Annotated in this window: 26 protein-coding genes, 2 tRNA genes and 1 pseudogene; 19 read left to right on the top strand and 10 right to left on the bottom strand. The window is 57.5% G+C overall.

Annotated features, from left to right (window positions below):
• Both ACIQY3_RS23855 and ACIQY3_RS23860 read right to left on the bottom strand, forming a co-directional pair.
• Nucleotides 1-88: pseudogene (locus tag ACIQY3_RS23855) on the bottom strand (imidazoleglycerol-phosphate dehydratase); the annotation flags it as partial.
• Nucleotides 89-355: 267 nt separating this feature from the next.
• On the bottom strand, nt 356-2,020 hold the full coding sequence (locus ACIQY3_RS23860) for an OFA family MFS transporter (protein WP_403024402.1): 1,665 nt from the start codon (nt 2,018-2,020) through the stop codon (nt 356-358).
• A gap of 274 nt (nt 2,021-2,294) precedes the next feature.
• Between ACIQY3_RS23860 and ACIQY3_RS23865 the strand changes: the two genes are divergently transcribed.
• The 6 genes from ACIQY3_RS23865 to ACIQY3_RS23890 all read left to right on the top strand — a co-directional run bounded on the left by ACIQY3_RS23865 (nt 2,295) and on the right by ACIQY3_RS23890 (nt 6,994).
• The gene (locus tag ACIQY3_RS23865; RefSeq protein WP_403024405.1) at nt 2,295-2,699 is read left to right on the top strand and encodes an acetyl-CoA sensor PanZ family protein; all 405 of its coding nucleotides are present in this window, start codon (nt 2,295-2,297) and stop codon (nt 2,697-2,699) included.
• A gap of 76 nt (nt 2,700-2,775) precedes the next feature.
• Nucleotides 2,776-5,007: an AsmA family protein gene (locus ACIQY3_RS23870; RefSeq protein ID WP_403024408.1), complete on the top strand. Its 2,232-nt coding sequence runs from the start codon at nt 2,776-2,778 to the stop codon at nt 5,005-5,007.
• Nucleotides 5,004-6,071, top strand: coding sequence for an A/G-specific adenine glycosylase (mutY, locus tag ACIQY3_RS23875; protein ID WP_403024411.1), 1,068 nt, complete (start codon nt 5,004-5,006; stop codon nt 6,069-6,071). Before ACIQY3_RS23870 ends, mutY begins: the two co-directional genes overlap by 4 nt.
• Nucleotides 6,068-6,340 (top strand): oxidative damage protection protein, encoded by a 273-nt coding sequence (locus ACIQY3_RS23880; RefSeq protein WP_054054381.1) that lies wholly within the window; start codon nt 6,068-6,070, stop codon nt 6,338-6,340. The genes mutY and ACIQY3_RS23880 overlap by 4 nt, the downstream gene beginning before the upstream one ends.
• A 103-nt stretch (nt 6,341-6,443) precedes the next feature.
• A tRNA-Phe gene (locus ACIQY3_RS23885) sits at nt 6,444-6,519 on the top strand.
• 124 nt (nt 6,520-6,643) lie between these two features.
• On the top strand, nt 6,644-6,994 hold the full coding sequence (locus ACIQY3_RS23890; RefSeq protein WP_403024415.1) for a hypothetical protein: 351 nt from the start codon (nt 6,644-6,646) through the stop codon (nt 6,992-6,994).
• Between the two features lie 32 nt (nt 6,995-7,026).
• Here the strand turns inward: ACIQY3_RS23890 and ACIQY3_RS23895 are convergent, their stop codons facing one another.
• The gene (locus ACIQY3_RS23895) at nt 7,027-7,476 is read right to left on the bottom strand and encodes a carboxypeptidase regulatory-like domain-containing protein (RefSeq protein WP_403024418.1); all 450 of its coding nucleotides are present in this window, start codon (nt 7,474-7,476) and stop codon (nt 7,027-7,029) included.
• Nucleotides 7,477-7,738: 262 nt separating this feature from the next.
• Here ACIQY3_RS23895 and ACIQY3_RS23900 point away from each other — a divergent pair, with 262 nt between their 5' ends.
• The 4 genes from ACIQY3_RS23900 to ACIQY3_RS23915 are packed head-to-tail and all read left to right on the top strand — an operon-like array spanning nt 7,739 to nt 10,742.
• Complete coding sequence (locus ACIQY3_RS23900) at nt 7,739-8,806, top strand: YhcG family protein (RefSeq protein ID WP_403024421.1); 1,068 nt, start codon at nt 7,739-7,741, stop codon at nt 8,804-8,806.
• A gap of 48 nt (nt 8,807-8,854) precedes the next feature.
• Nucleotides 8,855-9,829 carry an alpha/beta fold hydrolase gene (locus ACIQY3_RS23905; protein WP_403024424.1) on the top strand — a complete coding sequence of 325 codons (975 nt, stop codon included), beginning with the start codon at nt 8,855-8,857 and terminating at the stop codon, nt 9,827-9,829.
• Nucleotides 9,830-9,866: 37 nt separating this feature from the next.
• Nucleotides 9,867-10,283, top strand: a complete 417-nt coding sequence (locus ACIQY3_RS23910) for a hypothetical protein (protein WP_403024426.1) — start codon at nt 9,867-9,869, stop codon at nt 10,281-10,283.
• 6 nt (nt 10,284-10,289) lie between these two features.
• Entirely contained in the window at nt 10,290-10,742 is a 453-nt protein-coding gene (locus ACIQY3_RS23915; protein ID WP_403024428.1) for a hypothetical protein, read from the top strand.
• A gap of 74 nt (nt 10,743-10,816) precedes the next feature.
• Here ACIQY3_RS23915 and gabP read toward each other — a convergent pair whose 3' ends face one another.
• Nucleotides 10,817-12,208 (bottom strand): GABA permease, encoded by a 1,392-nt coding sequence (gene gabP, locus ACIQY3_RS23920; protein ID WP_403024430.1) that lies wholly within the window; start codon nt 12,206-12,208, stop codon nt 10,817-10,819.
• Between the two features lie 562 nt (nt 12,209-12,770).
• On the opposite strand from gabP, the gene ACIQY3_RS23925 reads away from it, so the two are divergent.
• From ACIQY3_RS23925 to ACIQY3_RS23960, 8 genes are all read left to right on the top strand, one after another.
• Nucleotides 12,771-13,544, top strand: a complete 774-nt coding sequence (locus ACIQY3_RS23925) for an ABC transporter ATP-binding protein (protein ID WP_027922189.1) — start codon at nt 12,771-12,773, stop codon at nt 13,542-13,544.
• Nucleotides 13,545-13,557: 13 nt separating this feature from the next.
• Nucleotides 13,558-14,304, top strand: coding sequence for an ABC transporter substrate-binding protein (locus ACIQY3_RS23930; RefSeq protein ID WP_054054366.1), 747 nt, complete (start codon nt 13,558-13,560; stop codon nt 14,302-14,304).
• Between the two features lie 78 nt (nt 14,305-14,382).
• Nucleotides 14,383-15,078: an ABC transporter permease gene (locus ACIQY3_RS23935; RefSeq protein WP_403024433.1), complete on the top strand. Its 696-nt coding sequence runs from the start codon at nt 14,383-14,385 to the stop codon at nt 15,076-15,078.
• Nucleotides 15,075-15,764 (top strand): ABC transporter permease, encoded by a 690-nt coding sequence (locus ACIQY3_RS23940; protein ID WP_054054362.1) that lies wholly within the window; start codon nt 15,075-15,077, stop codon nt 15,762-15,764. Before ACIQY3_RS23935 ends, ACIQY3_RS23940 begins: the two co-directional genes overlap by 4 nt.
• The gene (locus tag ACIQY3_RS23945; RefSeq protein WP_403024436.1) at nt 15,745-16,977 is read left to right on the top strand and encodes a methyltransferase; all 1,233 of its coding nucleotides are present in this window, start codon (nt 15,745-15,747) and stop codon (nt 16,975-16,977) included. Before ACIQY3_RS23940 ends, ACIQY3_RS23945 begins: the two co-directional genes overlap by 20 nt.
• 310 nt (nt 16,978-17,287) lie before the next feature.
• Nucleotides 17,288-18,112 (top strand): FkbM family methyltransferase, encoded by an 825-nt coding sequence (locus tag ACIQY3_RS23950; RefSeq protein WP_403024439.1) that lies wholly within the window; start codon nt 17,288-17,290, stop codon nt 18,110-18,112.
• A gap of 78 nt (nt 18,113-18,190) precedes the next feature.
• Nucleotides 18,191-18,266, top strand: a tRNA-Thr gene (locus ACIQY3_RS23955).
• Nucleotides 18,267-18,882: 616 nt separating this feature from the next.
• Nucleotides 18,883-19,713: a TIR domain-containing protein gene (locus tag ACIQY3_RS23960; RefSeq protein ID WP_403024443.1), complete on the top strand. Its 831-nt coding sequence runs from the start codon at nt 18,883-18,885 to the stop codon at nt 19,711-19,713.
• A gap of 136 nt (nt 19,714-19,849) precedes the next feature.
• Here the strand turns inward: ACIQY3_RS23960 and ACIQY3_RS23965 are convergent, their stop codons facing one another.
• Genes ACIQY3_RS23965 through ACIQY3_RS23975 form a run of 3 tightly spaced genes read right to left on the bottom strand, consistent with a single transcriptional unit; the run spans nt 19,850 to nt 21,478 of the window.
• Entirely contained in the window at nt 19,850-20,560 is a 711-nt protein-coding gene (locus tag ACIQY3_RS23965; RefSeq protein ID WP_403024446.1) for an SDR family NAD(P)-dependent oxidoreductase, read from the bottom strand.
• 43 nt (nt 20,561-20,603) lie between these two features.
• Complete coding sequence (locus tag ACIQY3_RS23970; RefSeq protein ID WP_403024449.1) at nt 20,604-21,260, bottom strand: DsbA family oxidoreductase; 657 nt, start codon at nt 21,258-21,260, stop codon at nt 20,604-20,606.
• The gene (locus ACIQY3_RS23975; protein WP_403024452.1) at nt 21,257-21,478 is read right to left on the bottom strand and encodes a 4-oxalocrotonate tautomerase family protein; all 222 of its coding nucleotides are present in this window, start codon (nt 21,476-21,478) and stop codon (nt 21,257-21,259) included. The genes ACIQY3_RS23970 and ACIQY3_RS23975 overlap by 4 nt, the downstream gene beginning before the upstream one ends.
• 224 nt (nt 21,479-21,702) lie before the next feature.
• On the opposite strand from ACIQY3_RS23975, the gene ACIQY3_RS23980 reads away from it, so the two are divergent.
• Nucleotides 21,703-22,026, top strand: a complete 324-nt coding sequence (locus ACIQY3_RS23980; protein WP_403024455.1) for a helix-turn-helix domain-containing protein — start codon at nt 21,703-21,705, stop codon at nt 22,024-22,026.
• Here the strand turns inward: ACIQY3_RS23980 and ACIQY3_RS23985 are convergent.
• From ACIQY3_RS23985 to ACIQY3_RS23995, 3 genes are all read right to left on the bottom strand, one after another.
• Nucleotides 22,023-22,370, bottom strand: coding sequence for a type II toxin-antitoxin system RelE/ParE family toxin (locus tag ACIQY3_RS23985; RefSeq protein ID WP_403024458.1), 348 nt, complete (start codon nt 22,368-22,370; stop codon nt 22,023-22,025). The two genes, ACIQY3_RS23980 and ACIQY3_RS23985, sit on opposite strands and share 4 nt — an antisense overlap.
• A 449-nt stretch (nt 22,371-22,819) precedes the next feature.
• Nucleotides 22,820-23,497, bottom strand: coding sequence for an RES family NAD+ phosphorylase (locus ACIQY3_RS23990; protein WP_403024461.1), 678 nt, complete (start codon nt 23,495-23,497; stop codon nt 22,820-22,822).
• The gene (locus tag ACIQY3_RS23995) at nt 23,497-23,907 is read right to left on the bottom strand and encodes an antitoxin Xre-like helix-turn-helix domain-containing protein (RefSeq protein WP_403024464.1); all 411 of its coding nucleotides are present in this window, start codon (nt 23,905-23,907) and stop codon (nt 23,497-23,499) included. Before ACIQY3_RS23995 ends, ACIQY3_RS23990 begins: the two co-directional genes overlap by 1 nt.
• Nucleotides 23,908-24,156 lie beyond the last annotated feature (249 nt).

Raw genomic sequence — 24,156 nt, forward strand, 5'->3', positions numbered from 1 at the left:
GGGCGTTTCCGGTGCCATCCAGGTTGATCGAGGCTTTGATCTGGGTTTCCAGAGTGTCGCGCTCAACAGACGCCTTACGTTCGGCCATCACCAGCTCCGCAAAATCATTGGGCGAAAAAGGCAGCCATTATAGGGGCGCGGGCCGGAAACAGAAACACGATACGTGATATGGCTGACGGACAGACTCCCGGGTTGTCGGGGATAGACATGTCCATACAAGCGTTTTGCCGCACACACAAAACAAATGTGGGAGCGGGCTTGCTCGCGAAGGCGGTGTGTCAGCCAACATTCATGTCGACTGACACGCCCTCTTCGCGAGCAAGCCCGCTCCCACAGGGGTGATGCGTTTACAGACTTAGTGGAACAACACCGCCGTCTTCTGCAAGGTCACCCAAACACCCCAAGCCAACGGAATCCCCACTACCAGCCAAGCGGCTATCGCCAATGGTTTGGTGCCCGGTGCGGCTTTCCACTCCAGCACGGTGCTGCTGTCAGCACCTTTGTCGTGGCCCAGCGCTTGTTCAGCGGCCAGTTCAGCGTCGGTCATGAAGTACTTGTCGGCCACCGGACGCACCAGCAGGTTGCACAGGAAACCCAGCACCAGCAGGCCCGCGAGGATGTACAACGTGATGTCGTAAGCCGCGGCACGTTCAACGCCGATGCTCAGTTGATACTCACGCAGGTAGTTCACCAACACCGGACCCAACACGCCCGCCGCCGCCCACGCCGTCAGCAGACGACCGTGGATCGCGCCGACCATTTGCGTACCGAACAGGTCCGCCAGGTAAGCCGGAACGGTCGCAAAACCGCCGCCGTACATCGACAGGATGATGCAGAACGCCGCCACGAACAGGGCAACGTTACCCAAGTGACCCAGGTTCGGGATCAGCGCGTACAGGGCAAAGCCCAGGGCGAAGAACACGAAATAGGTGTTTTTACGACCCAGGTAATCGGAGAACGAAGCCCAGAAGAACCGGCCACCGATGTTGAACAGGCTCAGCAAACCGGTGAAACCGGCCGCAATCGCGGCGATCGAAGCCAGTTGCCCGGCGTCCAGTTTGCCGAATGGCAGGTCGACACCGATCAATTTGCCGCCGAACACTTCCTGCAACAGTGGCGAAGCCATGCCGAGGATGCCGATACCGGCGGATACGTTCAGGCACAGCACCAGCCACACCAGACGGAATTGCGGGGTTTTCCACGCGACGTTCACGTGGACGTGGCGATGAGTAATCATCGCGTTCGCCACTTTCTTCGCCGGAGCGGTCCAGCCTTCAGGCTTCCAGCCGGTTGGCGGAACGCGGTAGGAGAGTGCGCCGCCGATCATGAACACGAAGTAGATCGCGGCCATCACCAGGAAGCTCTGCCACACGCCCACGCCGGTCGGCGAAGCGAAGTGACTCATCAAGGCTGCGGCCAGTGGAGCACCGACCATCGCGCCACCACCGAAACCCATGATTGCCATGCCCGTCGCCATACCGCGCTTGTCCGGGAACCACTTGATCAGGGTCGAGACCGGCGAGATATAACCCAGGCCCAGGCCGATACCGCCAATGACTCCGGAGCCGATCCACATCAGCCAGATCTGGTGGGTATAAATCCCCAGCGCCGAAATCAGCAGGCCACCGCACCAGCACAAAGCCGATACAACACCAGCCTTACGCGGCCCGGCGTGCTCCAGCCAGCCACCCCAGATTGCTGCCGAGCAGCCGAGGAAGATGAAGAACAGGGTGTAGATCCAGCCGAGCATCGAGATCGGCCAGTCGCATTGGGACGAGAAGATTTGCGAGATGAAGCTCATGTCCGGCGCACAAGCGACCGGAGCGGTAACGCCCAGGGCCTTGGACAGCGGCAACCAGAACACCGAGAAGCCGTAGGCCATCCCGATGCACAAGTGAATGGCCAAAGCGGCCGGTGGTACCAGCCAACGGTTGAAACCGGGCTTGGCGATAATGCGTTCCTTGGACAGGAACCCGGGCCGGCTGGCTTTGATGCCGTCCGCCGTGATGCTCGTGCTCATTGTGTATCCCCCAATTATTAGTATGGTTCGCCAGCCACTCCTCACCTCCGGCCTTATGCACGCAGGCATGACCTTTTTTAAGTGAAGCTCCATTTAGGCGCGACGTTAAGTCGCAGAAGGACGGACGAACCCGCAGAGGTTACCATTTGCTCGTGACAGAAAAACCAAACTGACATCACCTTTTGTATGTCGTCTGACCTCTTTTCTCTGTAGGCGCGGCCTTCGGCAGCGCCAACAGAGGTGATATCTGTAAAAATTTCTTACAGGAACCGCCATGCCAATCATCGTCGAGCCGCTGAACGAAGCCACTTACCAGGATCAGCAGGATCTGCAAAAGATCTACCGCGACGCCCCGGACTGGCTGTTTGCGCCGTTTGCCGGCGAGGTGCAGTTGATTGAAGGTTGCCTGCAGGACGGCTCGCTGATCGCCGGACGCTTCAATGATCGGTTGCTGGGCGCGGGCCGTCTGCAACGTCAACAGGAGGTCTGGCACTTGTCTCAAATTTGCGTGCGAAAAATTACCCGTCGCCGTGGGGTGGCGGAGCGTCTGGTGAACGAAGCACAGAAAATGGCGTCGCAATCGGGCGCGACATTACGTTTGTTGGCGCCTGCCGGGCACCTGGAAGCCCAGGCATTGGCGGCCAAACTGAACGTGCCGCTGGACGTGCTGCCCATATGAACTGACCGGTCGTCAGTTTCGGAGCGCTATACTCCCCGGCTAAATTTTGAATTCGACTAACTACAAGGACTCGCCCATGAAAGCGTTCGGCAAAATCCTGGGTCTGGTACTTCTCGGGCTGTTGCTGATCATTGTGGCGCTGGGCTTTGCCCTGACCCACCTCTTCGATCCCAACGACTATAAAGACGAGATTCGCCAGATTGCCCGCGACAAGGCCCACATCGAGCTGACGCTCAATGGCGACATCGGCTGGAGCCTGTTCCCGTGGCTGGGCCTGGAATTGCACGAAGCCAGTGTCGCGACCCTGGTCAAACCTACCGAACCGTTCGCTGACTTGCAGATGCTCGGCCTGTCGGTGCGCGTGCTGCCGCTGCTACGCCGTGAAGTACAGATGAGCGACGTACGCGTCGAAGGCCTGAACCTGCGCCTGAATCGCGACAAGGACGGCCACGGCAACTGGGAAGACATCGGCAAGATCCCGGCACCCGCCAATACTGGCGAGACGCCGCCTGCCGTGCCCGCCGGCGAACCTGCGCCAGCGGCGCCTGTCGTCGCAGAAAAACCGCCGCAACCCATCCGCCTGGACATCGACAGCCTGACCGTGAACAACGCGCGGGTTGAATACAACGATGAGAAAACCGGCAAGAGCTACACCGCCGAAAGCATCCAGATGAGCACCGGAGCAGTTCACGATTCGACCAATATTCCGCTCAAACTCACCGCATTCCTGTCCTCCAACCAACCTGCGCTGCGCGTGCGTACCGAGTTGAACGGTGAATTGCGCATTGCCCGCGCCCTCCAGCGTTACCAGTTCGAAGACATGAAACTGTCGGGCGAAGTAACCGGCGACCCGCTGCAAGGCAAGACCATGACCTTCGCCGCCCAGGGCCAGTTGCTGCTGGATAAAGCGGCCAACGTCGCCGAATGGACCGGTATCAAGATCTCCGCCAACCAGTTGCGCGCCTTGGGTGAACTGAAGGTCAACGACCTCGACAAGACACCACAGATCAATGGCGGGCTGTCGATTGCCCAGTTTGACCTGGCGAAATTCGTCGACAGCATCGGCCAGAAACTCCCGGCCATGGCCGAGGGCAGCCTGAGCAAAGTCGAGCTGGTCAGCCGTCTGGCCGGTACGCCGACCAGCCTTTCGTTCGACAACATCAACTTGAAAGTCGACGACAGCACCTTCAGCGGCCGTATCGCCGTTGAGGACTTCGCCAAACAATCCCTGCGCGCCATCCTCAAGGCTGACACGTTCAACGTCGACCGTTACCTGCCGCCAAAATCCGCCGAAGCCAACAGCGCCACGCAAGTGCGTCAGGCCGAAGTAGCCAGCACCGAGGCCGATGCCATGGCGGGTGCGGGCAGCACGCCGCTGCCGGAATCACCGACCAAAGGCGCGTGGAGCACCGAGCGCCTGTTGCCGGTGGAACGCCTGGCCAAACTCGACGTGGATGCCGACCTGACCTTCGGCCAGTTGACCCTCGACAAACTGCCGATCCAGAACGCAGCGCTCAAGGCTAACGGCCAGGGCGGCTTGCTGACCCTGGAGAACCTGCGCGGCGACTTGTACAACGGCAACTTCGAAGCCAAGGGCACCCTCGATGTGCGTCAGCAAGTGCCGGCACTGAGCATGCAAACCCACATCACCAAAGTGCCAGTGGAAAAAATCCTCGAAAGCCAGGGCAAGAATCCGCCAGTCAAAGGCCTGGTGACGCTTACCAGTGCACTGACCGGCAGCGGCAACAGCCAGAAAGCGTTGGTCGAAACCCTCAACGGCAACGCCAGTTTTGTCATCAACAACGGCGTGCTGCTCAACGCCAACCTTGAACAACAACTGTGCAAAGGCATCGCCACCCTGAACCGCAAAACCCTCAGCGGCGAACCGCGGGGCAAGGACACGCCGTTCCAGGAGCTCAAGGGCAACCTGACCTTCCGCAACGGCGTGGCCAGCAACCCGGACATGAAAGTGCGCATCCCGGGCATGACCGTCAATGGTGACGGCGACGTCGATCTGCGGGTGCTGGGCATGGACTATCGCGTCGGCATCATCGTCGAAGGCGACACCAGTGCGATGCCGGATCCAGCCTGTCAGGTCGGAGAGAAATTCGTCGGCATCGAGTGGCCGCTGCGCTGCCGTGGCCCGTTGGAACTCGGCGCCAAGGCGTGCCGCGTAGACAACGAACGCATGGGCCAGGTCGCAGCCAAACTGGCGGGTGAGAAGCTCAGCGACAAGATCGACGAGAAGCTCGGCGACAAGGTCAGCCCGGAATTGAAAAACGCGTTGAAGGGGCTGTTCAAGCGATGAGAGCCGAGCAGTTTTCATCGGCGGTGCTGGATTGGTACGACCGCCACGGCCGCCACGATTTACCCTGGCAACAGGGCATCACCCCGTATCGGGTGTGGGTCTCGGAAATCATGTTGCAGCAGACCCAGGTCAGCACCGTGCTGAATTACTTCGACCGCTTCATGGCCTCGCTGCCGACGGTCGAAGCCCTGGCCACCGCGCCGGAAGACGAAGTGCTGCACCTGTGGACGGGCCTGGGTTACTACACCCGCGCGCGCAATTTGCAGAAGACCGCGAAGATCGTCGTCGCTGAACATGGCGGCGAGTTTCCCCGTGATGTGGAAAAACTGGTGGAGCTGCCCGGCATCGGCTTGTCCACGGCGGGTGCGATCGCCAGCCTGAGCATGGGCCTGCGCGCACCGATCCTCGACGGCAACGTTAAACGGGTGCTGGCGCGCTTTACCGCGCAAGAGGGATATCCGGGCGAGCCGAAGGTCGCCAAACAGCTCTGGGCGAACGCTGAGCGCTTTACGCCCCATGATCGGGTCAACGCCTACACCCAGGCGATGATGGATCTGGGCGCGACGCTCTGCACCCGCAGCAAACCGAGTTGCCTGCTCTGCCCGCTTGAAAAGGGTTGTGAAGCACACATGCTCGGCCTGGAAACCCGCTACCCGATCCCCAAGCCGCGCAAAGCCGTGCCGCAGAAGCGCACGCTGATGCCAATGCTCGCCAACCGCGAAGGCGCGATTCTGCTTTACCGTCGCCCTTCCACGGGCCTGTGGGGCGGTTTGTGGAGCTTGCCGGAACTCGATGATCTCGATGACCTGCAACACCTGGCCACGCAGCACTCGCTGGAACTCGGCAGCCAACAGGCGTTGCCGAGCCTGGTGCACACCTTCAGCCACTTCCAGTTGTCCATCGAACCCTGGCTGGTTCAGGTCCAGGAGGCCGGCCATCACGTGGCCGAGGCCGACTGGCTCTGGTATAACCTCGCCACCCCGCCGCGCCTGGGCCTTGCCGCCCCGGTCAAAACCTTGCTCGAACGCGCGGCCGCCGTATTGAACGCAGGAGAGTCGTCATGACCCGCACCATCATGTGCCGCAAGTACAAAGAAGAATTGCCCGCCCTGGAGCGCGCCCCGTTCCCTGGCGCAAAAGGCCAGGACATTTTTGACCACGTCTCCGCCAAGGCCTGGGCCGACTGGCAGAAACACCAGACGCTGCTGATCAACGAAAAACGCCTGAACATGATGAACGCCGAAGATCGCAAATATCTTCAGGGCGAGATGGACAAGTTCTTTTCCGGCGAGGAATACGCCCAGGCTGAAGGCTACGTTCCGCCGGCTGAATAATCCCGTTCTTGTGGGGGTCGGAACGTAAGCGACGGTAATAATTAAAATTTTTTTGAAAACTTTCTTGACGACCCCCTGAAAAACCAGTTTAATGCGCCCCGTTGCCCAGATAGCTCAGTCGGTAGAGCAGGGGATTGAAAATCCCCGTGTCGGCGGTTCGATTCCGTCTCTGGGCACCAAATACCGAAAACCCTGAATCGCAAGATTCAGGGTTTTTTTATGCCTGCGATTTAATCAGCGACGGTTTGTCCGTCCAATCCGCGGCACTTTTGCCTCCCCTTACGGAAAAGGGTAACCAACGTCATGAGCCAGAAGAAAACCCGCATCCCCCTGCCCCACCCGCCGCCCTACCGCGAAAGCCGAATCACCTTGTGGCTGATGAACCTTGTGTACCTGTTGATCGCCTGCTCCGCCGGCCTGCTCGGTTACGCCGTCGTTGATGGCTTGATCCATGGCTCGATCAGCACCATGAATCGACACGGGCCTGTGGTGATTTACAAGCTGGCGCAGCAACCGCGGATGTATTGGTTTCTGATTGTCTGGCACAGCGCCAGCGCCCTTGGCTTACTGGCCCTGGGCGCCGGGGCGTTCTGGCTGCATCGAATCGTGCTGGCGGCGCCGGACAAGCCGAAGCGCAAACGCGTACGGCGTTAACCCGGTCTGATCACCGTAAATGCCCTATCCGCTTATTGATCCCCATTCCAGTGAAAGACCAGGTTACGCGCAGTGCCGCTTCCGACATCGGTCGTGTCGTGCTTCGCCTCGCCATTGCGCGTCGCAATGACGGTGTACTTGCCGGCGGGCAATTGAACGTATACCAACGGGCCAGCCTGGCTCAGGGTCAGTACCGTTTGCCCTTCGGTTTTCTGGATAACCACATCGACATCGGGAATGTATTTGTTATCCACGCCGACAGAGAACGTCATGTGCAGGTTGTAACCCTTGGCCTGCTGAATGGCCTTGGATTCGTCCTCGCCGATACCACCGGACAGGTAAGTAATCCCGTCCTGTTGCTGCGGCTGGACTTGCACGCCTGAGCTGTCGATCGGATCAAGGCTGGCGGCATGCAACAGGACCGGGAACATCAACACGCCAAGGGCGGCGAGTGGCAATACGAATGAATGGACACGTTTCATGGGGGCGACTCCCGGGCGCTATAGAGCCCATTGGCTACTCCCCTTAGATTTCGGGCGAGATACTCAAGTTTTAGATTGATTAGGACTTGGGGTCACTGCGAATGGGACTACACGGTGTATTCCGAATACCTCGGCCGTCGTCGGCCTGATCCCGCGAAACGAATCTGGGATTTCCTTCCAATTTATCAGCCGCGCCCGGCATCGCTGACCAATGTGTCGTTGGCATTCTTTTCCGTCAGTTCATCCAGCTGCGGAAGACTTCATGAGCAACCTCAAACCCGAAGACACTCAAGACCCACATCTCGCCTCACTGCTCGGCAATCTTGGCGAGCTGATTCGCCAGGCGCGCCAGAAAGTGCTGAGAGCGGTTGATACCGCTCAGGTGCAAACCTGCTGGCAGATTGGACGGCATATTGTGGAGTTCGAGCAGGCAGGGGCTCGGCGCGCGGTGTATGGCAAGCAGTTGCTGTCGACGCTAGCCAAGGATCTGACTGCGCAATTTGGGAAAGGCTTTGATGCTTCCAATCTTCGCTACATGCGCTTGTTCTACCAGGCATTCCCGATTTGTGACGCACTGCGTCACGAATTGAGCTGGACCCACTACCGCCGGCTGCTGCGAGTAGACAGTGACAGCGCCCGCACGTGGTACATGGACGAAGCCGCCAACCAGAACTGGTCAAGCCGCGCCCTGGAGCGCCAGATCAACACCCTCTACTACGAGCGTTTGCTGTTGAGTCGGGACAAGGCTCCTGTCATGGCGGAGGCCGCTACCAACATCCAGGCGATGAGCGAAAGCCCTCGGGAATTCATCCGCGATCCAGTGATGCTGGAGTTTCTAGGCCTGCCCAATGCAGGACTGGTTCTGGAAACCGAACTTGAACAAGCACTCATCGAGCAACTCCAGGGCTTCCTGCTTGAGCTGGGCAAAGGTTTTGCCTTTGTCGCCCGCCAGCAACGTATCAGCACCGAAGGCAGAGACTTCTACATCGATCTGGTGTTCTACAACTACCTGCTCAAATGCTTTGTCATCTTCGATCTCAAGCGCGGGGAATTAACCCATCAGGATGTCGGGCAAATGGACATGTATGTGCGCATGTACGACGACCTCAAGCGCAGCGACGAAGACGGACCGACCGTCGGCATCATTCTGTGTGCGCAGAAAAACGAATCGGTGGTGCGCTACTCGGTGTTACAGGGAAACGAACAACTGTTCGCCAGCAAGTACAAACTGGTGCTGCCGAGCGAGGATGAACTGCGGGCGGAGATGGATCGAGAGCGGGCAGCCCTTGAAAAACGGTTACCCACACAACAAACACAGGATTGTCCATGAGCTGCGCGAAGACTATCGTTGACAGCCACCCGCAAAGGTTCGAAGCCGATGAATTTGCAGGACATGCCCTCACTGGCATCCACTCAAATCGAGCTGCCACTGCCAACCTCCGCTCCCGGCGAACCGTTCAAGGAACCCGCCGCAGACGGCTTCATCCTCGGCGGCTTCACTTGGCGGCACGCTCAACCCGACGCGAATCGCCCGGTCGTGATCATCAACGCCGCCACCTCGGTCCGGTGCCGCCACTATTCGCGCTTCGCGGATTACCTGTTCGCCAATAACTTTGACGTCATCACCTACGACTACCGTGGCATCGGTGAATCGCGGCCGGCATCTCTGAAAGGACTCGATGCCACCTGGTCCGATTGGGGTGTATTGGATTTCGAAGCGATTCTCAAGCGCGCACAACGTGAGTTCCCCGACCAGCCCATCGATGTGGTCGGCCACAGCTTTGGCGGCTGTGCAGCGGGCCTGGGAGCCTCTGGGCACCTGATCCGGCACTTGGTGACCGTCGGCGCGCAATTCGCTGACTGGCGCGACTATGCGCCGGCTCACCGCTGGCGAATGTTCGGCAAGTGGCACGTGGTGATGCCGTTGGTAACGATGATCTGCGGCTACTTCCCCGGCAAACGCCTCGGCTGGCTGGAAGACACGCCCGCCGGCGTCGTTCGCGACTGGAGCACGCCCACCGAGCGCTACGAGAAGCGCCCCAGCGGCCGCGTGATCCACGTACAACACGGGCGGCTGCCGTTCGCCAACGTCAGCGCGAAAACCCTGGCCATCAGCATCAGCGACGATCCTTACGGCACCATCCCGGCCATCGAACGCCTGCTCGACTACTTCACCGGCGGCACGACCACCCATCTGCGAATCGAGCCGAAAGACATCGGCGAAGAAGAAGTCGGACATTTCGCCTTTTTTCGTAGCCCATACCAAGCCACACTATGGCCCATTGCATTGTCCTGGCTGCAAAACGGCGAACTGGCCCCCGATACCCCCGGGCGGCGAGTGCACCGCAGCTGAGTGACCTGCCCTCTCAACGAAATACGGAACGACGCCCATGGCCTCCGCCAACAAGCAGCAAAAACGCGCCACCCGCGCCAAAGCCAAGGCCAAGCAGAACCGCACCCAACGGGCCGCCGCGCCGGTTGAGCTGGACCCAAACGATGATCGCATCGACTTCGAATCGGTGGACCTGACCGAGCTGTTCAAAGAGATGATCGATGCGGCAAAGATCAGCCAGCAGGCGATGTGCGTAGCCTTTCTCGAACACCCGTTGCTCGGTCTGGTGCTAACGCAGGAAGGCGAAGAAACAGCGACAGATTTCATCATCGCGGCGCTGATCGAGTATCGCCAATGGTCCGCCGAAGCCGACGAGGCCGCCGCCCTCGCGTGGATCGAATCCCCGGCCTTCCAGGCTGATTACGTGGCGGCGTCCGAAATCATCGCTGCCCAAACCCAACAGAAAGCGAACTGAGTTCCCATGGCATCCCTGAACAAGCAACAGAAACGCGCCAAACGCGCCAAGATCAAAGCCAAGCAAATCAACATCCACGGTCGCAAACCCGCCGCACTGGACGATGACCTGGGCGAAATCGGCGAACCGATCCCGGAATACACACTGGCGATGTTCAGCAAAATGCGTGACGCCGAAGCCATCGGCCGTAACGACATGCTGCTGACCCTGCTGTCGAACCTCGCCGACATCATCAGCGACCATCCAGAATTGCTGGACATGGAAAACGCCGACAACGAAGCCATGGCCGCCACTCACCTGGCCGCCGACATGCTGATCGACTACCGCATGTGGGCCGACGGCATGGACCGCGACACCGCCCAGGCCTGGCTGACCGACCCACAATTCATCACCGACTTCGGCACCGCGCTCGACAGCTATCGCGAGTCGCTGGAAACCCAGGAAGAAAAGGCTGAGTAATCAGCCTTCGAGTAGAAACAAAAACGGCCGCTTGTCATCACTGACAGCGGCCGTTTTGCATTACGCGGTGTGAATCAGTTCAACACCACCGCGCCAACCTTCTGCAGCTTGCGACGACGGGCCACGAATAACCCGACCGCCACGACCAGCAAACTCAGGAACCCGGTCGCGAGGATTTCCACGCGGTGGGCTTCCTGGAACAGCATGATGGTCAGGGCCGCGACGATGAAGACGATCACCGCGTAGGTCAGGCCCGGGAACAGCCACATGCTGAAGGCGATTTTTTCGCCGCGTGCCATGCGCTGTTTGCGCATACGCAGTTGCGAGATCGCGATCACCAGGTACACCAGCAGCGCGATGGCGCCGGAAGTGGCCAGCAGGAATTCGAACACGGCGGCCGGAGCCACGTAGTTGGCGAATACCGCGACGAACGCTGCACCAGTGGACAGAATCACAGCCCAGTACGGCGTGCCGCTTTTGTTGGTGCGCTGGGAAACGGCCGGCGCATCGCCGCGTTTGCCCAGGGAGAACATCATGCGCGAAGCGGTGTACAGCGCCGAGTTCAGGCAGCTGGTTACAGCGACCAATACCACGATGTCGACGATCAGTTTGGCATTCGGGATGCCCATGCGTTCAAGCACGGTCTGGTAGGAACCGACCGCAGCCAGGACCGGGTCATTCCATGGCACCAGGGCCACAACGATGAAGATCGACACGAGGTAGAACAAGCCGATCCGCCAGATCACCGAGTTGGTGGCCTTGGAGATTTGCTGGCCAGGGTTCTTCGATTCCGCGGCCGCGATGGTCACGATCTCGGTGCCCATGAAGGAGAACATGGTGGTCAGGATCGCGCCCAACACAGCGCCCATGCCGTTTGGCAGGAAGCCCTGGGTGTCGAACAGGTGCGAAACGCCGCTCACCTGGCTGTTCGGCAGGAAGCCAAAAATCGCCATGATGCCGAGGCCGATGAAGCCAATGATCGCGATGACTTTGACCAGGGCGAACCAGAATTCGAACTCACCGTAGTTCTTCACGCTGAACAGGTTGGTTACCGTCAGCAGCAGCGTGATGACCAGAGTGAAGGCCCAGATCGCCACATTCGGGAACCAGGCATGCAGGATCGTCGCGGCGGCGTTGGCTTCCAGCGGAATTACCAACACCCAGAACCACCAGTACAACCAGCCGATGGTGAAACCGGCCCAGTGACCAATCGCGCGATCGGCATATGTCGAGAAGGAACCGGTGTCCGGCGAGGCGACAGCCATTTCGCCAAGCATGCGCATGACTAGCACGACGAGAGCGCCAGCAGCGGCGTAGGCCAGCAGCACAGCTGGACCGGCAGCGGCAATGGCATGGCCCGAGCCGACGAACAGCCCGGCGCCGATAACCCCGGCGATCGACAACATGGTCACATGACGCGGTTTGAGCCCCTGTTCGAGGCCATTAGAGCTTTGGGTACTGCTCATTGAAACTACCTTTGCAAAGAAAGCGATTCAGTCCACCGCGTCTGGCTTTTCTTTCTCGTAAAAAGAATCCAACGGGGCGTTCCGTATTCTGCACGCAATAATTGCGCCAAAATGTTACAGACTCCCCAGAACCGCGGCTCTCCGCCTGACCGGACGGTCATCGCAAGTCATTGAGATTAATGGCAATTCGCCAGAGCGTTACCCAGCGACCCACTTGTAGAACGAACCAGCGCACCAGAAACACACTGAAAAAATGTGGGATGCACAATAAAAGTGCAGATCCGGAACGTTTGGCCGGTTAGCGCTTCCAACACCCCGCCAAAGCTGGCAACATCGCGCCTTTTTTACGCGACTCCCGCGGCCGCCTTGTATTTAACAGGGGTTCAAACGGCTGTTCGGTTGATAGCAGTGCGACAGTCTGCTGTAGCGATGCGACAACCTGCCACACGCCATCCGTTTACCGCCCGTAGCGCTGTTGGCTGCCATTCGAACGCTATGCTAGCTTGGCCGCCTCGCCAGGAAGGCCGCCAACAGCAGGAGCGAAACACTATGAGGAACGCACATGGCTGAGGCCACGCCCGCGCTTGAAATCCGCAACTTGCACAAACGCTACGGACAGCTTGAGGTGCTCAAGGGCATCTCGCTGACCGCCCGCGACGGCGATGTGATCTCGATCCTGGGTTCCTCCGGTTCCGGCAAGTCCACGTTCCTGCGTTGCATCAACCTGCTGGAAAACCCGCACCAGGGCCAGATCCTCGTGGCCGGCGAAGAACTCAAACTCAAGGCCGCGAAGAACGGCGAACTGGTTGCCGCCGACGGCAAACAGATCAATCGCCTGCGCAGTGAGATAGGTTTTGTGTTTCAAAACTTTAATCTGTGGCCGCACATGAGCGTGCTCGACAACATCATCGAAGCCCCGCGCCGGGTGCTCGGCCAAAGCAAGGCCGAAGCCATCGAAGTCGCCGAAGCCTTGCTGGCCAAGGTCGGCATCGCCGACAAGCGCCACGCTTACCCGGCGCAATTGTCTGGCGGCCAGCAACAACGGGCGGCGATTGCCCGCACGCTGGCGATGCAACCCAAGGTGATCCTGTTCGACGAGCCCACCTCCGCCCTTGACCCGGAAATGGTCCAGGAAGTACTTAATGTCATCCGCGCCCTGGCCGAAGAAGGCCGTACCATGTTGCTCGTCACCCACGAAATGGGCTTTGCCCGTCAGGTGTCCAGCGAAGTGGTGTTCCTCCACCAGGGCCTGGTAGAAGAACAAGGATCGCCACAGCAGGTGTTCGACAACCCGCTTTCGGCGCGCTGCAAACAATTCATGTCCAGCAACCGCTAACGGAGCTACCCGCATGCAGAACTACAAAAGAATCTTCCTGGCGGCTGCCGTCACCCTGGCCTTCAGTGCCGGTGCCGTCGCCGAGACCTTGAAGATGGGCATCGAAGCGGCCTACCCGCCGTTCAACAACAAAGATGCCAGTGGCAATGTCGTCGGCTTCGACAAAGAAATCGGCGATGCCCTGTGCGCCAAGATGAAAGTCGATTGCACCGTGGTTACGTCCGACTGGGACGGCATCATCCCGGCGCTGAACGCCAAGAAGTTCGACTTCCTGATCTCCTCGATGTCGATCACTGACGAGCGCAAGCAAGCGGTGGACTTCACCGACCCGTACTACTCCAACAAGCTGCAATTCATCGCCAAGAAAGACGTCGACTTCAAAACCGACAAGGCTTCCCTGCAAGGCAAAGTGATCGGCGCACAACGTGCGACCCTCGCCGGCACCTGGATGGAAGACAACATGGAAGGCGTTGAAGTCAAACTCTACGACACCCAGGAAAACGCTTACCTCGACCTGACCTCCGGTCGTCTGGACGGCATCCTGGCGGACAAATACGTCAACTACGAGTGGCTGAAAAGCGACGCCGGTCGCCCTTACGAATTCAAAGGCGATCCGGTGGAGGAAAGCGACAAAATCGGTATCGCTGTACGAAAAGGCGACACTCTGCGCGCGAAGTTGAACCTCGCCCTGAAAGAAATCGTTGAAGACGGCACCTACAAAAAGATCAACGACAAGTACTTCCCGTTCAGCATCTATTGATTCTGACCTGCCTGACCGGCGCCGTTCGCTGACGGCGCCAGTCTTTGGCATTGCCTGCCGCGATTTGAAAAGAAATCCATGATTATCGACCTCTACGGATTCGGCCCGGCGCTCGCCGCTGGCGCGCTGATGACTGTGAAACTGGCACTCTCGGCCCTGTGCCTGGGGCTGGTGCTCGGTCTGCTCGGCGCCTTGGCCAAGACTTCTCCGCACAAGCCTTTGCAATGGCTGGGCGGCACTTATTCGACGTTGGTTCGCGGCATTCCGGAATTGCTCTGGGTGCTGTTGATCTACTTCGGCACGGTCAATCTGATGCGTGCCCTGGGCGAGTTTTTCGGCAATCCCGACCTCGAACTCAATGCCTTCGCTGCTGGCGTGATCGCGCTGGGCCTGTGCTTCGGCGCCTACGCCACGGAAGTGTTTCGCGGCGCGATTCTGGCGATCCCTAAGGGTCACCGTGAAGCCGGCGTGGCCCTGGTCCTGTCGAAATTCCGCATCTTCACACGACTGATCATGCCGCAGATGTGGCGCATCGCCCTGCCGGGCCTGGGCAACCTGTTTATGATCCTGATGAAAGACACCGCGCTGGTGTCGGTGATCGGCCTGGAAGAAATCATGCGTCACGCGCAAATCGGCGTGACCGTGTCCAAACAGCCGTTCACCTTCTTTATGGTGGCGGCGTTCATGTACCTGGGCCTGACCATCCTGGCCATGACCGGCATGTACTTTCTGGAACGACGCGCCGCTCGCGGCTTCGCGAGGAGCACCCAATGAACTGGGAAGTCATCATCAAGTGGCTGCCGAAACTGGCCCAAGGCGCGACGCTGACCCTGGAACTGGTGGCCATCGCCGTGATCGCCGGGTTGCTGCTGGCGATTCCGCTGGGCATCGCGCGCTCGTCGCGACGCTGGTACGTGCGGTCATTGCCCTACGCCTACATCTTCTTTTTCCGTGGCACGCCGTTATTGGTTCAACTGTTCCTCGTCTACTACGGCCTGGCCCAGTTCGATGCAGTGCGTAACAGCTCGATGTGGCCGTACCTGCGCGATCCGTTCTGGTGCGCCACGGCGACCATGACCTTGCACACGGCGGCCTATATCGCCGAGATCCTGCGCGGTGCAATCCAGGCGATTCCGCCGGGCGAAATCGAAGCGGCGCGGGCGTTGGGCATGTCCAAGCCCAAGGCGCTGTTCTACATCATCCTGCCTCGTGCCGCGCGCATTGGCCTGCCGGCCTACAGCAACGAAGTGATCCTGATGCTCAAGGCCAGCGCCCTGGCCAGCACCGTGACCTTGCTGGAACTGACCGGCATGGCCCGTACCATCATTGCCCGCACCTACCTGCCGGTGGAGATCTTCTTCGCCGCGGGCATGTTCTATCTGCTGATGGCTTATGTGCTGGTTCGCGGCTTCAAGCTGCTGGAGCGCTGGCTGCGCGTCGATGCCTGCCAAGGGCGTTGATTCTTCCTGCGTGCTGACGGGCGAGGCCCTACTCGCCCGTTTCGCCGCGCTGGATGCTTTTCTGATTGAGCATCAGGCGTTGTGGAAGCCTCGACCGTTTACTCATCTGCAACTTCCCTGGGAAGCGTCCTACCCGTCTTTGTCTTTATGGCTACGAGGACGGTCGTTGGAGGATGCGGAAAACAGTCATAACCAACCTTGTTTGCTGGATGCACCGGAGCCGGTTGCTGCATTGGCGGCGTTGTCGCTTGAGTTGAGTTCGGTGGCTGAGTTGCCAGGGCATGCTCTGGCGGTGGCCGGGCATCGTTTGAATGTCGATGTGCCAGGGCGCAAATGGCAGCAGATCGAGGCGTTTGCCAGTTGCTTGTCGTTTGCTAAGCCGCCGAAGCACTGGCTGGATTGGTGTTCAGGCAAGGGCCACTTGGGCCGACGTCTGCTGCAAACCGGGCAACAACTGACCTGCCTGGAATATGACCCTTCTTTGGTGCTGAGCGGCCAGGCACTCAGCCAACGTCATCAATTGCATGCGCTGCATGTAGAGCAAGACGTGCTCGCGGCTGGCGCGGTGTCCTTATTGGATGCCGAGCACACGCCGGTGGCGTTGCACGCCTGTGGTGACCTGCATGTACGGTTGCTCCAGCTCGCCAGCGCCGTCGGCTGCAAACAACTGGCTGTCGCACCTTGCTGTTATAACCGGATCAGTCTGACCACGTATGAGGCATTGTCCTCGGCAGGTTCGCGATCCGGCCTACAGCTTTCCCTCGAAGATCTCGCGTTGCCGATGAGCGAAACCGTCACCGCCGGTGCTCGAGTCCGACGTCAGCGCGATATCTCCATGGCCCGGCGCTTGGGCTTCGACCTGCTGCAACGGCAACTGCGTGGCGTCGACGAATACCTGCCAACGCCTTCCCTGCCCAGCGCCTGGCTGGATAAATCCTTCCCCGACTATTGCCATCATTTGGCCGCACTTAAGGAGTTATCCACAATTGGCGCGCAGGATTGGCCGGCTCTTGAAGCAGCCGGTTGGCAGCGACTGGCTGAAGTGCGCAACTTGGAGCTGCTACGGGGACTTTTCCGACGCCCGCTGGAGCTGTGGCTGGTACTTGATCGGGCACTTTTCCTCACGGAACAGGGTTACACCGTTCGCCTCGGTACCTTCTGCGAAACCCCACTCACACCGCGCAATTTACTGCTCTTGGCCGAACGTCCTTAAACTGTCGCAGCCTGTGGATAACTCTGTTGATGAAATTCCCATGGATCCAATAAATGCGCTGTTTCGCGGCTGAAACATAACTGTTCATTTTTCGTACACATGAATAAAAAACCCTAAAAACAGGGATTTGCGAACAAATGAGAACGAGTCCACAAAAGCGGAGCTGATCGAGCCCGGCAAACGTCCCGTTGTGCATAAGCATTCAAGCAAAAGGACATAACCGCCTAATCCCGGACGCCTTGAACGGAAAATTGCACCCGGCAATCGCCCTTGATATACAGGCAGACAATCCGACTGACAGGACGCCGCAGTGACCTTCATTTCTTACGCACAGAATTTCGAAGACATCCGCCTGTGGCGCGCCCTCAAACAGTTCGAAAACGGCTTCTACATCGACGTGGGCGCCAACGACCCCACCCACGATTCCGTCACCAAAGCCTTCCACGACCGTGGCTGGACCGGCATCAATGTCGAGCCGATGCAAACCTACTACGACGCCCTGTGCCAACAACGCCCCAACGACATCAATCTGCAATGCGTGGCCAGCGACAGCGCCGACGACCTCACCCTCTACGGCATTCCTGGCACCGGCCTCTCCACTGTCGACCCGGCCACCGGCCAGGAACGCACAGCCCTCGGCATGGACGTCCACCGTCAAACCGTCAAGGCCCGCACCCTCACCTCCATCTGCGAGCAACACGCCCAGAATCGCCCCATCCACTTCCTGAAAATCGACGTCGAGGGCCACGAAGAAACCGTCCTGCGCGGCATGGACCTCACCACCTGGTGCCCCTGGATCATCCTCATCGAAACCCCATGGGCCCGCGACCACACCTGGGAACACCTCGTCACCGACGCCGGCTACGAAGCCATCCTGTTCGACGGCATCAACACCTGGTTCCTCGCCAACGAACACCTGAACCTCAAACCCGCCTTCTACATCCCGCCGTGCAACCTCGACAACTTCCAACTGTGCCACGGCCACGCCCTCAGCTACCCCGTCAGCAACGCGGAACAACAACTCGCCGCCGCCCTGCAACGGGCCGAACACGCCGAAGCACAGCTGCGCGCGATGCAAAATAGCCGGGGCTGGAAAGCGCTTCAGAAACTCAGAAAAGCACTGGTTCGCGGGTAACCTGAGGGTCGCGTAAAAATAGTCTGAATTCAGGGGTTTACAGAACCAACGCAATCGCTATAATCGTCGCCCTAACACGCCGGTATAGCTCAGTTGGTAGAGCAACTGACTTGTAATCAGTAGGTCCCGGGTTCGACTCCTGGTGCCGGCACCATACAAAACAAAGCCCCTGCAGAAATGCAGGGGCTTTGTTGTTTCTGGGGTTTGTAAAGCTCGTCCTGCCTGAGCCATACCAGCGCCATGGTTTCTATTCCTCATTGGTGCTAATCGTTACTTCCCTACTGGTTACAATTCCAAATAAGCACACCCGTTGACTGTGCGGCTCACCTATTTAAATGCACCCCAAGATACCCGCCAAACCTAGGTTGACTCAGTCAGCAAGCTCGAATCTTACGGTTTCTCTTCCTTATGAAAGCTATACGGGAGACAACGTCGCTAAATAAATCATTCCCATTTTCCTGGATCAATATCCTGATCTGTCCCCGATCTCCGCAAGTATCGAGGTTCTCACTCTCACGGACGCCAGCGAGCTGCAAGAAGGGATACCGATCAACCGGAGCAAACGCAGATAAGCAGGAAGCCATTGGTCATCGTGATTCGAAAAGTGTTAGATGACCTGAGTCTTCCTGTCGCTCAACCATCGGCCGACTAAACGATTGCCATGGAGGGCAAATAGAAACAATTTTGCTAAGAGCCTTTTTGTCCATAGCGCGACTGTGGCAACAACATCAGGAAACAAATAGACTTTCATGACTAAAAAGGAGCGTCGCATGAAAGTGTTTATCAGCTGGTCGGGACCTGTAAGTCGGCGTTTGGGGGAAGCAATACGAGACTGGCTTCCGGGAGTTTTGCAGTTGGTAACACCATATTTCACCCCTTCTGATATAGAAAAGGGTGGCAGATGGGCCAGTGACATTGCGAAAGAGCTCTCCAGCTCCGAAATCGGCATTTTATGTATCACTAGAGATAACATTCATAGTGACTGGATATTGTTCGAGGCTGGGGCATTATCCAAAAGCTTGGACAAATCGTATGTCTGCCCGATCCTATTCGGAATCAGTAACACCGATCTTTCGGGCCCCCTCAAGCAATTCCAAACGACCGAATTCAGCAAACCCGACTTTCACAAGTTGATCAGCTTAATCAACAATAGGCTTGGGGACAGTAAGCTTCCCGCAAAAACGCTCGATAATGTCTTCGATAAATGGTGGCCAGACCTCGAAGAAAAAATCAACGAAATACTCTCATCCATCACTATTGTCGACGGCCCGGTAAGGTCAGATAGAGAGGTTATTGATGAGATCTTGAGTCTCTCTCGCGTTGCGTCCCGCCAATCATCACAACCCTTTCCGCCTAAGGTGATTGAAGAACTACTTACCGGCTTTATAAAAGCTCATGAAACTGATGCAAATCGGATGGGCGGCTATCAAGACTCTCTAGACATTTTGAAAGAAATGTCTAGAGCGGTGAGGTATATAGCCAAAAAATACAAAGACAGCTCACCAGCAATAGGCGAATTGTACGGCGAATTCGACGCTTTAACGTACGAGGCCATTGAGCCGACGGCTTCAGTGGATATGGATGATGACATCCCGTTCTAGCGAACCCTAGCAGCCTTGCTTAGTAATACGAGTAAAAAGGGGCGGATTTTTTCTATCTGCTGCCGGCACCATACAAAACAAAGCCCTCATAGAAATACGAGGGCTTTGTTGTTTCTGCGGTTTGTAAAATCAGCTCTTAGTGACCCGCACTCTGCCCACCATCCACATGCAGAATCTCCCCAGTAACAAAGTTCGCGCCATCCAGATAAACCACAGCCTTCGCGATGTCGCTGATCTCCCCCATACGCCCAACCGGATGCAGATTCCCCAGCGCTTCATGAGTCTCCTCTCCATGCATCGGCGTCTTGATGATGCCAGGGCTCACCGCATTCACCCGAATCCCACGCTTGGCATACTCAATCGCCAGCGACTTGGTCGCCGCATTCAACCCACCCTTAGTCAACGAAGCCAATACCGACGGCACGCCATCAATCGCATGGTCCACCAAGCTGGTAGTGATGTTGACGACATGACCACTGCCCTGCTTTTCCATCTCGGTAATCGCAAGTTGGGTGATGTAGAAGAACCCATTCAAGTTCACCGACAGCACAGCGGCGTAGTCTTCCTGGGTGTATGCAGTGAACGGTTTGGCAACGAAGATCCCGGCGTTGTTGACCAAAGTATCGACACGGCCAAAACGTTCAATCGCTTCACGGATAACTTGCTGCGCTACTGCCGGGTCGCCGATGTCGCCCGCCACGGTGTGGATATCTGGATCAGTGGACGGTTTGATCGAGCGCGAAGTGGCAACGACTTTGTAATCCAGATCGCGGAACGCTTTAACCATGCCTGCGCCGAGACCTTGGGAGGCGCCAGTGATAACGATGACTTTTTTCGAATTGCTCATGATGAACCTCAACTAATAAATAATGGTTTGGATAAGTGATTAATCAGGCTTCAACAGGCGCCTGCGCCATTTGTCTCAACATCTGTTCGTAGTACTCGACCGACTGCGAACCGGACACCAGGTGGCGACCGTTCAGCACCATGGCCGGGACCGAGTTGATGCCGCGCTGGCGATAAAACGCCTCAAGCTCACGTACTTCCTTGGCGAACGCTCCGGACGCCAACACCTCACGGGCAGCCTCCGCATCCAGCCCCACTTCCTCTGCCAGACGAACCAGCGTCTCGCGATCGCTCGGGTTCTGGCCGTCAGCGAAATAACCACGCAGCAAGGCTTTCTTCAGTGCGACCTGCAGCCCTTCCTGCAACGCCCACATCAGCAACCGGTGCGCTTCAAAGGTGTTGTAGAAGTGGCTGCGTTTCTCCAGATCGAACGTGAAACCGAGGGCCTCGCCGCGAGCGATCTGCATCGCTTTGCCGGCGGCAACGTCTTCGGCGGTACGTCCATATTTGCGCATCAGGTGTTCGACGGCTTTTTCGCCGACTGCCGGCATGTCCGGGTTCAACTCGAAAGGCTTGTAGGTCAGCTCGACCGAGATTTCACCGGCCACGTTCTCGATCGCCTGCTCCAGCGCCGTCGCACCCAACGCGCACCACGGGCACACCACGTCGGAGATGAAATCGATAGAGACGGAAGCAGTCACGATTTGCCCTCCGCGTCAGCCAGTTGCTTGCGGTACTTGGTCGTGGTCATCCCGGCGTAACCCCAGTTATCGGTGTCGACTTCTTCGATCACGATGTGGGTCAGGTGCGGGTCCTTCTTGAGGACGCGTTCCAGGATTTCAGTGATTTCGGCGATCACCTGAGCTTTCTGCTCCGAGGTAACGCCATCGCGGGTGATGCGAACGCTTACGAAAGGCATGAGGAAAATCTCCTGTGACCTGCCCCGTCGGGATGATGGGGAGGCGTTGGAGATGAATGTAGGGGGTTGGGTCAGGGGGATAAAGGTGGGGGCGGGAACATCATTAGTTACGTGGCGTAATGAGTTACGACTTCGGGTGGAAAAAGTTTGCCTAGGAAATGATCAATCGGCTAATCTACGATTATCGTAAATTTTAGATATCGCCAGAAATGGAGTAACGGCATATGGCAATTCAATTCTTCGATAGCCCGTTTCACGTCACGCATGACGAGGAAGTCGCCAGCAAAATGGCATTGAAAATGGAGCTTTCAATATTCATCACTGACTGCATAAAAAAACTGGGCCTCAAACAAAATGAGGCCGCTGCCAAACTGGGGGTGACGCAGTCTCGTGTTTCTGAGCTCACAACAGGCAAGATCGAGAAATTCACAATCGATGCAATGATGGACATGCTGGATAAGCTTGGCTTTCGCAGCACGTTTACCCTGCCCTCCAACGATGTTGGCGAGTTACCTCAGATCGTCATTTCACAGGCTCGAGTCTGCTAGACGTTGTGCCCCATCCTTCGAAGCTCTCTTTTCAGTTCCTTCAACCGATCCTCCGCAACCCCCATCGCATGACGATCGGTTCGATTTGTGGTTTTCACGAAAGAATGCAGGACGAAAATGGTGTCCGCATACTTTGCAATATAGACGCATCGATATGCCGGGCTGCCGTTGATGATCAGCTCAATGGCACCGGCCCCCACGGAACTCAGCTGCTTTACTGACAGCTCAGGATCCCCACTGTATTGCACACGCATCAGATCCTTCCCAAACTCATCTTGTACCCAGCTTGGCAAGTCCCTGTATTCACGCACTGCCGCCTCACTTACAAACGCAAATCTCTTCAAAAGATGAATTCCTACCAAACAGTCGGTGCTTTCCGAATGTCTCAGTAGACGATTGATGACGTGCTTTTGAGTAGTTATCACGGACTGATTGAGCAGTAGGACCTAGCCCCTTTTTTGTAGTCCGTTCAGTTATGTGTCGCCGACGAAACTTGAGTTTCAAAGCGCCCTAAAAATCAGAGCAAAGCAATCATCGATGACGTGGTAAAGGTGGCTCGACGCTCCGGGGAATAATTGCCGCAGTAACGTCGCCTCATAATCCACTCTGCACGCATGAAAAAACCTCGCATTGCTCGAGGCTCCTTGGCTTGATGAATATCGTTAGAAATCCAGCTTCCTGCATAAAATCGATTATTGCTGCTCAAAAACGATTATAAATCAGGCCTTTGCATAAAAACGTTTAGAAATCGGCCAAATCAGTCGCAATTCCTAACAATTTCGGGCCTCCCCGCTCAAACCTCACTCACCTCAAACACAAACGAAATCCTCCCACTACTCGCACTCCAAACATACCGAATGTGCTTCCCCTGCTTCGGAATCGACACCGCTGGCGGTCGAAACGCGGCAACACATTCATGCCCCGGCAACCGAACGCTGTTGTAGAGCAATCCCCACGACAGTGTTTCGCGCAGTTGCTTCGCGAACGCTTGAGACGGGCCATACGCAGTAGGGTCTGGATCATGCAGGTGCGGATAGTTCTGCCGAATGTCATGCAGCGGTTTGACGACCTTGTTGACGTAAGTCCGCATGGTCAGCTCAAGATCCGGCTCATTGGTCGCAGCGAGAAATCGTTCTTGGTGATAGCTCGTCTCGGCAATGGCGGCAGCCTGGCTACTGGCCGCGTAGTAGACGCCAAACGTGCCATCAGTGAAGCGACTGGTTTTGCCGATGTGAGTGAACGCGGCCATCACGGGTGTAGAGCCGGGACCTGAAATTCGATCTTCAGGACGGACTCGGGAGAGCACACCCGCCTCTTCCATCAACCGGTCGTTGGTCAGCGCTTCAAGCGCATAGGCGGTGGGCAAGTCTTCCGGATCGAGCACATCTTCAAACAACGAGATCGGCGGAAAGCAGCTGTTCACAATCCGATAGGCACGCGGCCATTGCGGATCGACCAGTTCCGGCGTCATCAACCGCGCACTCCGTCGAGGTAGCGGCGCACGTCAGCGATGTCCACTACGCGCCCGACCAACATGTAATCCAAAGCAGTTTGCCCGTTGAACGGCGCAGCGGTGTTGGGGCTGCTGACCCATTTGTAAGCGCGCTCGCGGCTGTTGCTGAAGATGATGCTCAGCGCTTTGTGGATGCCCATCAGGTAGGAAATGCGTTCCAGGGTGTCGTGGGGCAAACGCACATTGGGAGGTAGGTGTTTGTACTTGTAGAACGTGGTGTTGCCGACTTTGCCCAGCAGCGTGCGCTGTTGCTCGGCGCTGCAGCCCCAGCGTTCCATGAGGTTGAAGAAAAACTTGAGCGCGACCCGTCCGGCTTCGGGGGAGTCGAGTTGCTGCTGTGGGCTTAGGGCTGGTGCTGAGGTAGGCATGTGATCGCCTCCGCTGTAATGTCTTGGGTTCAGACTAGTACAGATACGGATAGATATGTGAATTTAATCCGCAAACGGACTTACCTAATGCAGGCACGTTGGCACAGATATGATCCGTTACAGAGAAATGACCACGAGTACGGGACCGACTGTCTTCAGGTATCGAAAATTGGTGTTCCGGGGGGCGAATGAAGCAGCCTTATTGGGCTGCTTTTTTAGAGTAAGAACCGCGTAATTACCACTACACAA

The sequence above is a fragment of the Pseudomonas sp. NPDC096950 genome (assembly GCF_044762525.1).
In the GTDB taxonomy this organism is placed as follows: Bacteria; Pseudomonadota; Gammaproteobacteria; order Pseudomonadales; family Pseudomonadaceae; genus Aquipseudomonas.